Below are 13429 nucleotides of genomic sequence, written 5' to 3'. Positions count from 1 at the left end.
CCGAGAGTTCTCGGATAGTGCGAGTTCAGGGCAGATGAGGATCTTCGTTGCCTCGTGCACGGAGCGAATGGCTCAACTCTTCACTGGTCTGGTGGGTTCTGATGCCGCGCGATCACAGGACGTAGACACGGCGATCCGCTGCCTAGACCTACTCTGGCAATCTCAACCTCAGATCTCCTGGAGTGAGATCGCCGAAATTATCAGCTCGTTTCCAGAGTTGGCAGGCGACGAGGAGCCGCCCGGATTGTTGGCGTACGCCTACGACGCGGCTGCTACGTTGTACTATGCGGCCAAGTATGGCGAGAACGGAAATGTGTCAGATGTGATCAGCTGCTCAAACCATGCGCTCAACTCGGCTGAGTACATCTCGGAAGAGTTGGATGACGGGGTGGACAGGTATGAAATCGAGCTCCGGAACCAGGAATCTGACATTGCATCCCTGTTGCGGACGAGCAGCCCTTATGATCGCGAATTCGTTCAGGCTCTCAGGGGTCGCGCGCGCGAAATTTCACGGACAAGACTGGCTGAACTGATTGCGGTGTGATTTGGCGCCGCTTTTAGACGTGTCCCTGCTTAGGGAACGCAGTCTAGGTCGAAACTGCTAGCAACCACTGATGCCCCACCGACGCAATCGGTGGGGCATCAGCGTCGTTCGAGGCAGCAGTTGGCGTCGGTGGAGATAGGAGCAAAGTGGCGGCCCATTGCCGCTGCTGTCGACCGTCTCGGTGATTTTCGGGCTGGCGAGGGGATGCCCGCTCGGCTCGATCGCCTACATGCGGCGACTCGACAGCACGGTGAACCGAAGCCCCGGATCCCAGATATCGCACCAGCTGAAAGGGCAAGGGCTGCAAGCGGGCGACATAGTGTGCAGCGTCTCGATCACAGTCAGGACATGTTAGGTGGGGCAGAGCCATGCAGTTGAGTGATGTGGACGTCTCTCACGCCGTAGCGACCGATGCGGGCCTCTTCGGCCTGTGGCGTGCGAGCGCCTTCGGCCACGTCAATGAGCTGGAACAGTGGGAGAACGAGGTAGCCAAGGACGCTGCCCTCGAACGACGGATCTCAGACGGCGCCTTTGTCCCGATCAACGTCGGAGGCAACGGGGCATTCCAGATCGCCGTCCGCGGCGTGGATGCCCCCGGAACCCTCAGCGAGCGGGAAAGGGCATATCTCCTCGTTTCATCCGAGCCGTATCTTCTTGTCTCGGACGGAGCGCTGGAGCTGGGCGGGCTCGAAGCCGTCGGGAATTACAGTGGCGCCGAGAAGGAGCAGCTGCCGCTGGATAGTGGTAAGTACGCCGCAGTTGTTCACCTGGTGGACTGGCAGGCTGAGCCCGGCAGCCAGACAGCCGATGGGGAGCCGTCCGCGGATGCTCTTCCCGACTTCATCGTGGAGGTCTTCGACCCCAAGGATGGAGAGCAATTTCGCACCAAGGTCGAGACATTCGATCAGCCAGAGTGAGATGAAACCGTGAACAGTCGGCGCCGCCATCGCTGTGCAAGCGACGGCGGCGCCGACTTGGCGTACGGCTCCCACGACAACAGGGGCCGGCATGGTTGACCCTGCAGGGACAACTTCGGCGGGTTCAGGAGTGGATGTGGCCCGATCGAGAGAGCGGCCGGTCTCGGCCAGTCGTGCGAAGCTGTTCAAGGTCGCCTTCGACCTTGACGCGGATCACGCGGACTGGCCGCCGGTCTCGGTGGAACGCCTCTGAGCTGAACGCGGCTGGCGGTGCCCGGAAACTACCCAGCGAGTCGGCCGTGCCGATGGATCCCTGCCCCTTGGGTATTGGCATGCTCGTGCAAATGTAGGCCGCCTACCCGCCGAGCGCGTCAATCTGGGCAACCTCGTGACTCCGATGACCGCGATGACGAAGAGAACCAGGCCCATTTTCACTCCTCTGACCCAAACGGCAACGACGCGATGACGCCGTGTGACACCAACGGCCTGGACCCTGCCGTTTCTCCGATCGGGGCAGGGGGACAGGGCGGACCGCCGGACGTCCGCTCAGCCTCCATCGCTTCGGGACCGGGTGAATCCGAATCCGCTGGGCTCCGGGGGCGGGTGGCGAGAGCGCACTGGGCGGCAGGTGATGCGGTTGTCTACACCAGCGGGCCGAGCACCAGCACGACGCCGATGGCCATGAGGAAGAGGGCGGCCACCTCCGACAGCAGGGCCGCGAGCAGGGTGCGGGCACGTCTGTGATTGACCGCTCTCAGCTCGGCGAGCAGTCGGGCCAGGATCTGGTACTCCGTGCGGGAGCTCTCTCGATCGGCGACGTCCCAGTCTTCCCGCAGCGCCAGGCTCGCCAGGTCGTCGGCATCGACCATGGGCAGGCGGGCCGGGAGGTTGATGACCAGCCCGGCGGCGGAGGCGGCGACGAGCATGGCGAGGGCGACGGTGAGCAGCACCACCACTGCCGGGCGCAGCGTGGTGGCCTCGTCGGTGGAAGCCAGCGCAGCGAATCCGAGGGTGATGGTGACCAGCGCGCCCGCGTTCGCGATGACCGCCATGCCACGCTGCTCGATGGAGTTCTTCGTCGCCCGCTCGTCGGTGAGCTGATCGAGCAGCAGCGATCGATGGCGTCCTTGGGGGAGGTCCTCGTCGCTCATGAACGCCCGAATCTGATCGAGGGGCCCTGGCGCTGCGGAACGGCGAAGGCGGTGATGGGCCAGGAGAACCGCCGCCAGCTGAGCAGGCCGTGCGTCTCAGTTCGCCGCAGCCCGAGGGCTTCGGTCGCCGAGACCACGACGGGCCCCAGGCTCAGGGCGCGACAGCGGCGTCTCTTCTCCGCCTGAAGCCTGCCGATGGCCTCGTGGCAGGCGTGTACGCGCTCCGCCGCCGCTCGAAGGTCGTCATCGGTCGGGTCCGCGACTGGCGGCGTTTCGGGATCCGCCTGGTTCAGTCCGTTCAGCGTCCGCCGCAGGCTTTTGAGCAGCCGCCGCCGCTCTTTGAGGGGTAACGCGCCGAACCTGCCGTGGAGCAGTGTGAGCAGCCGCTGCGCTCGGGCATTCTCGGCGGCCGTCAGTGGACTGTTGCGACGCAGCCGGGAGCTCATCCAGTGACACAAATGGACGGTGTCGGAGTCCATTTGGTCGGCGGCGTCGGTCAGTTGGCGCGCGAGACGGCCTCGGCGCTCGCTGCTTTCATGAGCCTCGGACAGCTCCTGTAGTGCCCGCTGCCCGCGATGCCAGTCCTGGCGAGTGGCGGCGAGTTCTGCCTCGGTCTGGTTGATCCGTGTCACGGCCGGTTCCATCGCTACCTTGAGCTGCTTAAGCAGCCCGTACATGGTGACGGGCTTGGCGAGTTGAACGGCGAAGGCCGCCCGTTCCTGCGGTGCCACGATGACGGCGCACGGCAGGAAGGACTCGGAGATCCCGAAGAACTCCTGGAGCTGTGTTGCGGTATTCGTCACGACCGACCGATGCTCCAGCTCGTCCCGGGGCATGGCTGCGGCACTGAAGGCGCGCGGCGTCGGATCCGCATCGTCCATGCAGACGGCCTGGCGCGAATACCTTTGTAACTGCCTCTCCTCCCCGAAGAGGTGCATGTCCCGTACGACGTAGCCGATTCCGCCGGCGAACGGCCCCGCGACCACGACTCCCGACTCTGGCATGGGCGTGATGACCGCGAGATAGCGTCCGGTCAGATCGTGGATACTGCCCCAGCCCTCGAAGAACTCCAGGTACACCTGTGGGTCATCTGAAGCACGGCACACCAGGAAGATCAGCCCCGCGAAACCGCCGTCCTCCGCCGGGGCCAGGGGCAGCTTTAAGAGCGCGTCTGTGGGCACATTGATGATGAGCAAGAGGTCGGCCCTTCTGCTCCGGGGGCACTGCCGGCGATGATGCGGACCTACCCCGTGCTCCGTGCCGATACACGACGTCCGAGGTGCCACACCGAGGAGGCTGGCCTGGGCCAGGGCGTGAACAGCCGCTGGTCACCGGCCCCGAGAGTCGTTCTCCGGGCGGCTTGAGCAGGATTCGGAGCCGCCCAACGAGCGCACTCCGTGATCCTTGGACCTGGGGCATCGGAGGCCGAAACGCAGGATGGCATTGGACCCCACAGACAGGACCCGGCCGTGGCCTCCTGCAGCAGGAAGGCCCGGGCGATCTCAGCGGTGGTCTGTTCGGCGACCGCGCGGAGGGTGAGGGCGACCTGGGCGTCGGCGTCGAGGGCCGGGACTCCGCATCCAAGATCGACATCGACCAGATGGTGCCGCTGGTCAACGGCTGGCGCTCCGGCGCCGACACCTGGACCACCGACAACCGGAAGAAGTTCGCGAACGGCCTCGACATCAAGTGTCACCGGCCCTGAGAAGAACAAGCTTGTCGAGATGCTCAATACCTGCGACTGAGGGTTGCCGCACCCGAACTGCTCTGGCTCTGCGACCGCGCGGACGCAGAGCCGGAGGCTCCGTCAAACCGCGTGCTGCCCGCGGTCTCCGCGGCGTGAACGAGCTGCGGGCACGGGGCAGTCGCGGCCCGACACGGCGGTCGGCTCGCCGATCAGGCTGGGCCCGATGTTCGTGCCCGTCCTGTGAAGCGAGTCCCATTCGAGCTGCGGACCATCTCGCTCGATGATGCGCCGCCCTCGGGTGTGACAGAAGGGGCGGGGCATCCGGGGTGATCGCATCTGTCCGGATCCATTCCTGGCCCCCGGGTCGGTTGCCGGGGCCAACGCGGCCAGCTCAGGGCGGCGGTAGATCAGCTTGCACAGGCCAGGGACAGCGAAATTCTGACAACGCGTCCGTTTTCGCTGCACCCGTGCCGAAGTGTGAGGGGATCGCTTTTGAGCTGCACCAGGCGCCTGAGGAAGAGGAGTTGACCGGGCGGGACTGGTGCTCCAGAGCGATCGGCGGTCTCGGCGGACATTTAGCACCTCGCACCAGACGAGGCGCCTGCTCCGAGTAATTCCAACTGCGTGTACACGAAAACGAATCGAGCAGGCGCAGTGGGAGCGACCGAAGCGGAGGGGCGCATGTAGCGGGGTACGGACCGGCGCGGGCGATTGACCGCGCCCACCGCGGAGTCACGGGGCACATTGCGTACCGGAAGGAACACCCACGCTCAGGTGTCTCATCCTGCACTGTCAGGAGCGCCGGTTGGGGGTGAAAGTGCAACGACCCACCAGACCGCTTGCGCATCTGTGTGCCGTCATTCACATCGAAGCAGGTCACACACGGTATGCCTGGGATACCGGCGCCAGGACTCCCATAACGCGACACGACCGGTATTTATTGGTGAACGAGACCGTCGAGCGTCCAGCTGCGAGGCTTTGACCTGCGCAGATGTGATGGAACGAGGGGTTATCCACAAGGTGTGGATCGGTGCGTGCGTCGAAAAGAGCAACGGTCAAAAGACCGTGTGCGTTTTGGCATGAACGAGAAAACTCCCGACCTGTATTTCTGCAGGTCAGGAGCTTAATCCGGAGTGCCCCCGGCAGGATTCGAACCTGCGCACACGGCTCCGGAGGCCGGACAACTCCCAGGCGTTTTAGCAGGTCAGCGGCCTATCTGACGGAATGTTAGTCCCGCCGTCCCGCGCATGTCCCGCGATCTGGAAATGTCCTTTTCTGACCTGCTTGCCTTGATTGTATTGTCCCGGGGATCCTCTGGACCAGCCTGCGGAGTACCCGGAAATAAATTCGACAGCCCCTGCTGTTGAGTGTCGGCCACACTGGCTGCACGGGAGGGGCGGTGCCGGACCTGAAGCTATACAACACGAAAGGCGGCGTGACGGAGGTCGCGCCGCGTCTTGCTGATGCCGAAGCCGATGTGCAGAGCATCGTCGAGGGCAACATGGAGGAGCTGCTCGGGGTCCGGTTCCTGGCAAGCGAGTACAGCACTGGCCCGGTCCACAGTGGCCGGATCGACTCACTGGGCCTCGACGAGAACGGGGCGCCGGTGGTCGTGGAATACAAGCGGGGTGTGGACTCTGGCGTCATCAACCAGGGGCTGTTCTACCTGGGTTGGTTGATGGATCACCGGGCCGAGTTCCAGCACCTGGTCCGCGACCGGTTCGGGGCCACGACCGCGGCCCAGGTGCTGTGGCGTGCGCCCAGGCTGATCTGCGTCGCCGGCGACTTCACCCGGTACGACGTGCACGCCGTACGCGAGCACCGCCGCAGCATCGACCTGGTCCGCTACCGACTCTTCGGCACGGACCTCCTTGGTCTTGAGACCGTGGCTTCCGTCGCCGGGCGCACGCAGGCCGCCGAGCGGGTACGCCGACGCGCGGCCGGGCTGCCGCCGGTCCGCAGTCACAGTGGGGCGCTGGCGGAGCTGGCGGAGGCGGTCGATGAGGTGTTGCTCGGCCTCGGGGACGGCGTCAGCCGGGTGCAGCGCAAGCAGTACCGTGCGTATCAGCGTCTGCGGAACTTCGCGTGCGTCTGCCCGCCGCAGAAGACCAAGCTCCTCGTTTACCTCAAGGCCGATCCGACGGATGTGGACCTTGTGCCCGGCTTCACCCGGGACGTGGCGGGGCTCGGCCACCACGGTACGGGCGACCTGGAGGTGCAGTTGCGCTCCGAGCGGGACGTGGAGCGGGCTGCGGACCTCTTCCGCGCGAGCTACGCGGCGGGGTAGCCGCCTCGTGCAGCTGTGACGCGGATGCGTGCGTGGCTGCGCGGCTGTGGATGGTGTGGTGGCGGTGCCTTCCGACGTACGGGCAGGTAGTGGCGGTGGACTATCAATGATGCGGAGGATCGCCGGTTTGGCCAACCGGCGATCCTCGGCTATGTTGCGCCCCTTGGTCGCCGGGTTGATGTCCGGGCGCGAGTGTCCCGACCAGTCACCGGGGGCTTGTGCGCAACCGTGTCCATGCTTCCCGGCTGTTTGGCCTGTGGGTTCACGGGTGCAGAGGGTCTGTGCGAGAGCGCCTGCCGCTTCCATGCCCCGCTTGATCACTCTGGACGGCCCTGCTGGTCCGGCGGCGGATCGGGCAGTGGCCAGTACGCCGTGTCCCGCTTGCCGTCCAGCGCTTCGAGCAGGACGTCCTCGGACAACTGCAGGGCCGGGGCGCAGCGCATGAGCTGGGAGGGCGTGACGGGAGCACCGTCGAGCCAGGCGGCGACCAGGGGTTCGGGGAGGATGGCTTCCTCGGCAAGCTGCGCGCCGCTCATACCGAGCTGGCGGGTGCAGTAGCCCAGCATGCCGGCTGGGGTGAGGTCCCGTGCGAGTTCGCGCAAGCGAGCGGGCAGCACCTCGTTGTAGAGCTGCTGGTCCAGGGGCGGGCTCGGAGGGCCGCCTCGAAGGCGGTCCAGGGCGGTGTGCCCGTGGTTGGCCAGGATGTACTTGGCGCAGTCCTCAAGGAGAGCGACGGCCCACTGGCGTGCCTCCCGGTCCGTGCGGTCGGCGCTCAGGCGCCAGGTGCGGGTATATCCCTGAAGGCAGAAGTCGGGATCGACGAGCAGCAGCCCCGTTTTGACTGCGCTGGCGCGGGGGTTGAGCGGCCAGATGTCGAAGGGCACCACGGTGTCGGTGTCGAAAAGGCGGGTGAGGAGACGGTCCAGGCTTGCGGCCATCGCGATGGCGCACGGCTCGTCGAAGAAGCGGCGCTGGGCCAAGCCGGTGAAGTGCTCGAATTCGTCGCGGAGCCCGTCGGGCAGCACGGTGGCCGTGTCCGCCTCGGCGGACGGGAGAGGAGCTTCGGCCAGGGCTGGGGTGCTGGCGAAGAAGATGCCGGGATCCGCGTCGGCGAGGCGTGCGCGGTCCTGGTCGGTCAGAGGGCGAGGGGTACGGGGGCGGACGTTACCGAAAGGCGCGAACCAGGCGCGGGGGCGCAGGTCTCCGGTGCCTGCCTGCTGACTTACTGGGTGGTCGGGGTCGGCGGCGATGCCGGCGAGGGCCTGGTCGTAGTGCATCAGGACGTCTTCGTCCTGCAGGAAGGCTCCCCGCCACTGGTCGAAGGTGCGGTGGCGTACGGTGAAATGGCCGCCGGTCGGCAAGCCCACGGTCTGGGCGTATCCGTCGCTGTCGTCGAGGAAGTCCAGGACCGCCTCCGCCTCGGCGAGGATCAGGTGGAACGCGAGTTCCTCCGCCGTGCAGGTGGGCAGCGGAGCGCGTCCCGAGCGCAGGTCATCGGCCAGGTTCTCCACTGCGCGCACCATGGCCAGGCGCCAGGCGGCGGACTGGCCGTCGCACAGCGGCGGCAACTGGAAGAGGAAGGACTCCTCCAGCTCCCAGGCATCCTCCGCGTCGTCGGGGCGTGCGAAGACCCGGTCGCCGTGGGCGAGCAGGTCTTGCCAGCCCCGCTCGGCCACCATCTCGGCGGCCACCGTCAGCAGCCTGGCAGCCAGCGGAGTCAGGGTGTCCGCCATCGTCCGCAGCCGGGGGTGCAGCACCTCGCTGTCGGCCGCCTGCCACGGGTCGAAGTCGTCGCCCAGCCCCAGCAGATGCACGGCCCTGTCGGTGCTGGGCAGTCCCGATGGCGCAACGATCTGCTCGGGCGCGTCGGCCCAGTCCGGGTGGCCTCGCCCGGCGTCCCGGGGGCGGGCGATGCCGTACGGGGAGAACCAGTAGGCAGGGGCGTCCCATCCGCCTTCGGGCTCCGTGACAGCGCCGGCTTCCTCAACTCCGTCCCCGGTCTCCTCGGCGGGGGCAGGCGATTGGGCCTCGGGGATGGTGTACTTCGCGTCTTCGATGACGAAGTCCCAGGCTTCCTCTTCGAAGTACGGGGCCCGGTAGGAGGATTCGTTCGTACCCGAGGGGACGGGCACGCCGAGCGCAGTCAGTTCCTCGTCGTCGGCGGCGCACATCCGGGGCGCTGCGTCCAGCATGACTGTGAGGGCCCATGTCTCAGCCTGGCAGCGCGGTAGCGGAGCGCGCCCGGCCGCGAGGTCGTCAGCAAGGTCCCAGAAGGCGCGCGCCACATCCCGGCGGAAGGCGTGCCCCTGGCCGTCGCACGTCTCGGGCAGCAGGTTCAGCACCGTGGCGGCGGCGTCCTTCTCACCTCGGTCGAAGGGACGGTCGGCGTAGTGGGCGGTGTCGCGGTAGGCGCTGACGGCCAGCATGCGGCCGGCCGCCATCAGCAGTCCGGCGTCGAACGGCCGCAGATACTCGCCGAGATCGCCGTGGGGCAACTCGCTGAAGGACTCGGCTTCTTCGGTATAAGCGCCGAAGGGATCATCTGCCGTGCCGGCCATCTCTCGCCCGTCCTGCCGTCCGCCCTGAGCTAGCACGGACAGTCTTGCAGGGCAGCACCACGGGCCGCGCCGGTTACGGCGGGAGTCCACCCGTACGGGACGGAGCCCCTCGGAGGCGATCACCAGCGTTGGAGTTTCACGCTCAATGGCGCTTCGAAGGAACCAGCTCCGCAGCTCCCTCTGATCTGTAGAAACACGCGTTCGTTCAAGCCCGATCAGCGCGATTGACTGGGCTGTTTGGTGGCTGCTGTCGGAGGCGGTGCTGTGGGGGTGGCGGTGAGGTGCACGGTGGGCTTCACCTGCACGGAGGCATGCGTCCGGATGCCGGTGCCATGGGCGAGGGTCTCGGCGAGGCCGCCCAGCAGCGCGGCGGGTGTGTAGAGGGAGGCCGTGATGGTCCAGGTGGGGCGGTCGATGCTGGTGCCGGACCAGAGGGTCCAGGTGGCGAGGGTGCTGTGGGGGTTCTGGGCGGCGAAGGCGTCGAACTGGACGCCGACGTCGCCTTGGAGGGGTTCCCAGCGGATCCAGCGTCCGTCCGTGCTTCCTGCCGGCGCCGGCGAGGGAGGGGGCAGGCGGCCGAGCTTCCGGCCCCTCGGTAACAATGGCTCCAGTACCGTCCACTGGCCGTCCGTGAGATCTCCCCGGACCACGAAGCATCATTCAACACGCAAGATCCGCTTTCGAAGAACGCCTAGAGCCTTCGCGGCGGGGCGTGACAGGACGACTTCGCCCGGCCTTTGGACCGCGACCGGACAGGGTGTGGTCGCAAGACACGGTGGAATTCCGCCTAGTTGAAGACTGTGGGCGCTTCAGGACTGCTGTCTGGTTTTAGTCGGTGGGGCCGTCAAATCAGCAAGCTTGCCCCCGGAGTTTACCGGCTTGAGGGCTACCCACCAATCGGCGCGACGGAATTCAGCAATACGCCACCGGGCGCATCAAGCCATATGTCGAGCAATAAAATTGGCCGATTCTGTGAGGTTTCTTTGTAAACCATGAGTTCGACCACGCCACCCCTAGATGTATCCGTGATGAGGTGATCTTCTTATTCTCGAACAACGGGGAAGTGTGTAGTGACCGGACAGAGACGTCTTGTGGCTTTAGCCCTCGGAGTCGTGACTCTTGCCGCGATGCTCACCGGTACCGGCGCGCAGGCGGCAGTTCCTGCGGACGGTGGCGAGGGCCAGACGGTCTGGCTTCGATCGAGTGAGCCCTTGCATTTCGAGCTGGGTGCTGACTTCGCCACGGAGCTGGCGAAACATCGGTCAGTTGTCTCGGTGGAGCAGCTGCAGGGCAGCGAAGAACCTCAGGCGCCGAAGCCGTCGAGCGATGCGAACGAGCAGAGAATTGCTCGCGAGAACGGCCAGACCTATCTGGCCCGCGGGGGTGATGCGACTGCGGCCAATCGCATCGCTGCCGCCAGGGCCCTTACTAAGGAGGAGTGTCGGCGGGTCCCGTCTGGGCACACCGAGGAGGGCTACGTCCTGCGCATGAGCTTCTGCCGCTGGGGCTACAACACCGCCACCAAGCTTGACGGGCAAGGCAGGATCGAAGGCCAAGTTCGGTTCCGCGAGACTGAGGTCGGCACGGGCTCCGGCCAGATTCGGGACGCAACCATCGAAGTCCACACCGACCAAGTCACAGCCTCGGGTGTGTTCAACGACAGTGCTCTGATGAGCTTCGAGGTGAAGCAGGCAGGCTGGCCCTCCGCCGCCGCCTGCAAGGTGACTGACACCTCCTCGAACCCCTTCACCACCACCGTCGGGGACTGGCGGGACGAGTACATCGCTTACGGCCTGGTGTCCGCCAGGGGCACGGGACGGGGCGTCGATGACCGGGCCACCTGCGTCTACCAGCACAACTGGAAGGTCACCGGCGGAGGACGCACGACGCCCTGGAGCGACGGTCCCGACAGCGGCATACGCTTCGACTCCTCCAAATCCCTGGGCAGCAACTTCTACGACGCGGGAGTGGTCTTCGACCGTGCGATCCCGCAGTTCTCGTACAACACCCAGGAGGCCGACACCAAAGGCGTCGCCAACCACATCGCGGACGCCCTCTACCGGCCGGAAAGCACGTATCCGACAAAGGCCGGCAAGGTAATTCCGGGCGACATCCACGCCGGTCTACCTCCGCTCCACCGAAACTGGGCCAACTACGACGACGCCGCGGCTGAAGTAGCGCGCAAGAACCGCAATGCCAAAGACGCTGCCTGCCGGGGCCTGAACCGCCCCGACGACACACATCAGTGCGACGAGTTCCCCTTCGCCTCCACCCAAGAGGGCGCCGGCAAGGGCGATGGTAACTTCTCCGTCCGTTACGTCCCCGGCGCAGAGAATGAGCAGGCGGGACGCGAACTGGGTAACTGGTACGGCACCGACAGAATCCTGCACAGCGACGCGTACATGATCTATGTACATAGCGGCGCAGGGTGAATCGAGGGCCACGTACGGCGGGTGAGAAGTGAGCCACGCCGCGACCTCTTGATCCTCCTGACTTCACTGATCTGGAGTCAGGGGGGATGCGAGGGCGATCCACGTGGAGGGCTGGCCTGGGATCCGCCCGATGCACCGGATGGAAGGGCGATCCACACGAGGGAGTGACCCTCAGGAGCGACAGAAGGGAGCGGCACCGGCCGCTCCCTTCCTCGTTCCTCCGACGTGTTAGCGCGCGTTGAGGGGTGGCTTTCCGTGACGACTGGCCAGTCGGTCTCGTCGGCTCTCGGGGGCGGCCTGAGACGGCGGTTCCTGCGCGCCGGAGGGAGTGAACACGATCAGATACGCCTCCAGTTCGGAGGCGTCCTCGGTATCAGCGCCCGGCGCGCCATCCTCGAACCGCTCGCGGGAGTCGGAGCGGCCTTGCGCCCACACCTGCACGTCATACGTGTGCGACGGATCCAGCTCAATGGTCGGCTCGCCCGGGGCGACCTGCTGCCCGAACGCTCTGACAGGTTTGTTGGCGCTCCGTGCCTGGCCATTTGTCGTGTCGAATGCAGCCATGCGGCCCGTGTAGACAGGGTGGTACGTCACGGAAGCGAGCAGTTCCCAGCCTGCCCCCGGCGCCTGGTCTTGCTGTCCGCTGAGGGCCAGGACAACGTGCGCGGTGTGTTCCTGGACGCGTGATCTGACGATGATGCGACCAGGGGTGGCCATGACCGCTTCGCTCGTCTGAAAGTCCGGCCTGTCGTCCCGTCGTTCGAAGCCCGGTTCCCACAGCTCCCCGATGGGGAAGTGGCTGTACTCGATGTTGACGGCCCCGGCCTGGCTGATGTGTGGCATGACCTGAGGCTCGCAGGGAAATCGGTGCAGTGCACGCGGATCTTCGGCCAGCCTTCGTCCGCTGGCTGGCTTGGCCGGTGACGGTGTCGCAGTATCGGGTGATGACTTTGGCGAGGCACGGGTCTTACCCGGTGACCTGGCCTGCCGGTCGCCCTCCGGGGCGATCGAGGATCGCAGCAAAGTGACCGGGCAGTGCCGGAGGTGAACCGCGGTACGTGTGAGCTCATTGGCTTGGCGCGGCATCCCCGGGGGCCTCGTCTGCCCTATGCATGCTGCTTAGGTTGCGGCGCTCGTGTTCGTCGTCCCAGACCTTCAGCAGGATGTGGTGGTCGGCGCCGCAGACGCGGGCGAAGCGGATGGCGAGGTGCCGGCTGGGGAACTGGCTGCCGGACAGGACGGCGGCGATGTGCGCTGGATCCGTCCCGATATGGCGGACGATGTCCTCGGTGGTGAGTCTGCTGTGGCGTTGGATCTGTTCCATGACCAGGCCGATGTGGGTCGCTCGGCGGTGTGAGGCGCGCGGTGCTTGATTCATCTGCAGGACCCCGCGTGTTCTGGAGCGTCGGTGATGGGGCTGAGGGGTGCTGCGTGGGCAGCACCCCGCGTGGTGGTGGTCAGTGGGGTTGGTCGCCGAGGTTGTGTCCGTGGCGGTGGCGGGTGAGGCGTAGGCCGAGCAGGGCGAGGAGTCCGGCGGTGGTCAGCCAGTGCCCGTGTGGCGGGAGGAGCAGCAGGTGGCCGGCTTGGGTCAGCGTGATTTCGAGGCAGCTGCTCAGACACGGCTCGCACACGCGGACGCGTGGGGGGCGGGGGCGGGCGTGGCGCGGTTTACCGCGTCGTCGCCGAGGGGAGGGGTCCATAGCGCTCTCCTGAATGGAGGGTTGTGGACACGGGCCCCGGCGAAGGATTCCCACATCGCTGCTGCCGGGGCCTGGTGCCACCCGGCCCTGTGACCGAGTGCGAACGACGGTAGGAGAAGCGGGCCAAGCCGTCTGACGGTTCGCCAGACCCAA

At 66.2% G+C, this 13429-nt stretch carries 11 protein-coding genes and 1 tRNA gene; 4 read left to right on the top strand and 8 right to left on the bottom strand.

The genetic code is table 11. The features are described 5' to 3' along the window. The first annotated feature begins 67 nt into the window (after window positions 1-67). Window positions 68-544: a hypothetical protein gene (locus tag AQJ67_RS10620; RefSeq protein ID WP_244190424.1), complete on the top strand. Its 477-nt coding sequence runs from the start codon at window positions 68-70 to the stop codon at window positions 542-544. 368 nt (window positions 545-912) lie between these two features. After that, window positions 913-1461, top strand: coding sequence for a hypothetical protein (locus tag AQJ67_RS10615; protein WP_062717834.1), 549 nt, complete (start codon window positions 913-915; stop codon window positions 1459-1461). 641 nt (window positions 1462-2102) lie between these two features. Here the strand turns inward: AQJ67_RS10615 and AQJ67_RS10610 are convergent. From AQJ67_RS10610 to AQJ67_RS10600, 3 genes are all read right to left on the bottom strand, one after another. Next, window positions 2103-2612, bottom strand: coding sequence for a hypothetical protein (locus AQJ67_RS10610; protein WP_062717833.1), 510 nt, complete (start codon window positions 2610-2612; stop codon window positions 2103-2105). Next, a complete protein-coding gene (locus AQJ67_RS10605) occupies window positions 2609-3808 on the bottom strand; it encodes a hypothetical protein (protein ID WP_062717832.1) in 1200 nt (399 codons plus the stop codon). Before AQJ67_RS10605 ends, AQJ67_RS10610 begins: the two co-directional genes overlap by 4 nt. 1625 nt (window positions 3809-5433) lie before the next feature. Beyond that, window positions 5434-5492 (bottom strand) — tRNA-Ser (locus tag AQJ67_RS10600). A gap of 206 nt (window positions 5493-5698) precedes the next feature. Between AQJ67_RS10600 and AQJ67_RS10595 the strand changes: the two genes are divergently transcribed. After that, window positions 5699-6586, top strand: coding sequence for a DUF5655 domain-containing protein (locus AQJ67_RS10595; protein ID WP_062717831.1), 888 nt, complete (start codon window positions 5699-5701; stop codon window positions 6584-6586). Window positions 6587-6903: 317 nt separating this feature from the next. Here the strand turns inward: AQJ67_RS10595 and AQJ67_RS48555 are convergent, their stop codons facing one another. Together AQJ67_RS48555 and AQJ67_RS10585 are read right to left on the bottom strand one after the other, a co-directional pair. After that, window positions 6904-9144, bottom strand: a complete 2241-nt coding sequence (locus AQJ67_RS48555; protein WP_063807310.1) for a hypothetical protein — start codon at window positions 9142-9144, stop codon at window positions 6904-6906. Between the two features lie 215 nt (window positions 9145-9359). Next, complete coding sequence (locus tag AQJ67_RS10585; RefSeq protein ID WP_062717830.1) at window positions 9360-9794, bottom strand: SPDY domain-containing protein; 435 nt, start codon at window positions 9792-9794, stop codon at window positions 9360-9362. 477 nt (window positions 9795-10271) lie between these two features. On the opposite strand from AQJ67_RS10585, the gene AQJ67_RS10580 reads away from it, so the two are divergent. After that, window positions 10272-11576, top strand: coding sequence for a NucA/NucB deoxyribonuclease domain-containing protein (locus AQJ67_RS10580; protein ID WP_079055872.1), 1305 nt, complete (start codon window positions 10272-10274; stop codon window positions 11574-11576). 228 nt (window positions 11577-11804) lie between these two features. On the opposite strand, the gene AQJ67_RS10575 is transcribed toward AQJ67_RS10580, so the two are convergent. From AQJ67_RS10575 to AQJ67_RS47570, 3 genes are all read right to left on the bottom strand, one after another. Next, window positions 11805-12419 (bottom strand): hypothetical protein, encoded by a 615-nt coding sequence (locus AQJ67_RS10575; protein ID WP_062717828.1) that lies wholly within the window; start codon window positions 12417-12419, stop codon window positions 11805-11807. A gap of 223 nt (window positions 12420-12642) precedes the next feature. Next, the gene (locus tag AQJ67_RS10570) at window positions 12643-12900 is read right to left on the bottom strand and encodes a helix-turn-helix domain-containing protein (RefSeq protein ID WP_062717827.1); all 258 of its coding nucleotides are present in this window, start codon (window positions 12898-12900) and stop codon (window positions 12643-12645) included. A gap of 133 nt (window positions 12901-13033) precedes the next feature. After that, complete coding sequence (locus tag AQJ67_RS47570; RefSeq protein WP_159058749.1) at window positions 13034-13276, bottom strand: hypothetical protein; 243 nt, start codon at window positions 13274-13276, stop codon at window positions 13034-13036. Window positions 13277-13429: the final 153 nt, after the last annotated feature.

This window comes from Streptomyces caeruleatus, assembly GCF_001514235.1.
Lineage (GTDB): Bacteria > Actinomycetota > Actinomycetes > Streptomycetales > Streptomycetaceae > Streptomyces > Streptomyces caeruleatus.
The sequence above is the reverse complement of the archived record's forward strand: the minus strand, read 5'-3'. Positions and strand labels throughout refer to the sequence as shown.

Coding starts and splice junctions, on each gene's coding strand:
- AQJ67_RS48555 (WP_063807310.1), bottom strand. CDS start 9,144: ATGGCCGGCACGGCAGATGATCCCTTCGGCGCTTATACCGAAGAAGCC.
- AQJ67_RS10580 (WP_079055872.1), top strand. CDS start 10,272: ATGCTCACCGGTACCGGCGCGCAGGCGGCAGTTCCTGCGGACGGTGGC.
- AQJ67_RS47570 (WP_159058749.1), bottom strand. CDS start 13,276: ATGGACCCCTCCCCTCGGCGACGACGCGGTAAACCGCGCCACGCCCGC.
- AQJ67_RS10620 (WP_244190424.1), top strand. CDS start 68: ATGGCTCAACTCTTCACTGGTCTGGTGGGTTCTGATGCCGCGCGATCA.
- AQJ67_RS10615 (WP_062717834.1), top strand. CDS start 913: ATGCAGTTGAGTGATGTGGACGTCTCTCACGCCGTAGCGACCGATGCG.
- AQJ67_RS10575 (WP_062717828.1), bottom strand. CDS start 12,419: ATGCCACACATCAGCCAGGCCGGGGCCGTCAACATCGAGTACAGCCAC.
- AQJ67_RS10610 (WP_062717833.1), bottom strand. CDS start 2,612: ATGAGCGACGAGGACCTCCCCCAAGGACGCCATCGATCGCTGCTGCTC.
- AQJ67_RS10570 (WP_062717827.1), bottom strand. CDS start 12,900: ATGGAACAGATCCAACGCCACAGCAGACTCACCACCGAGGACATCGTC.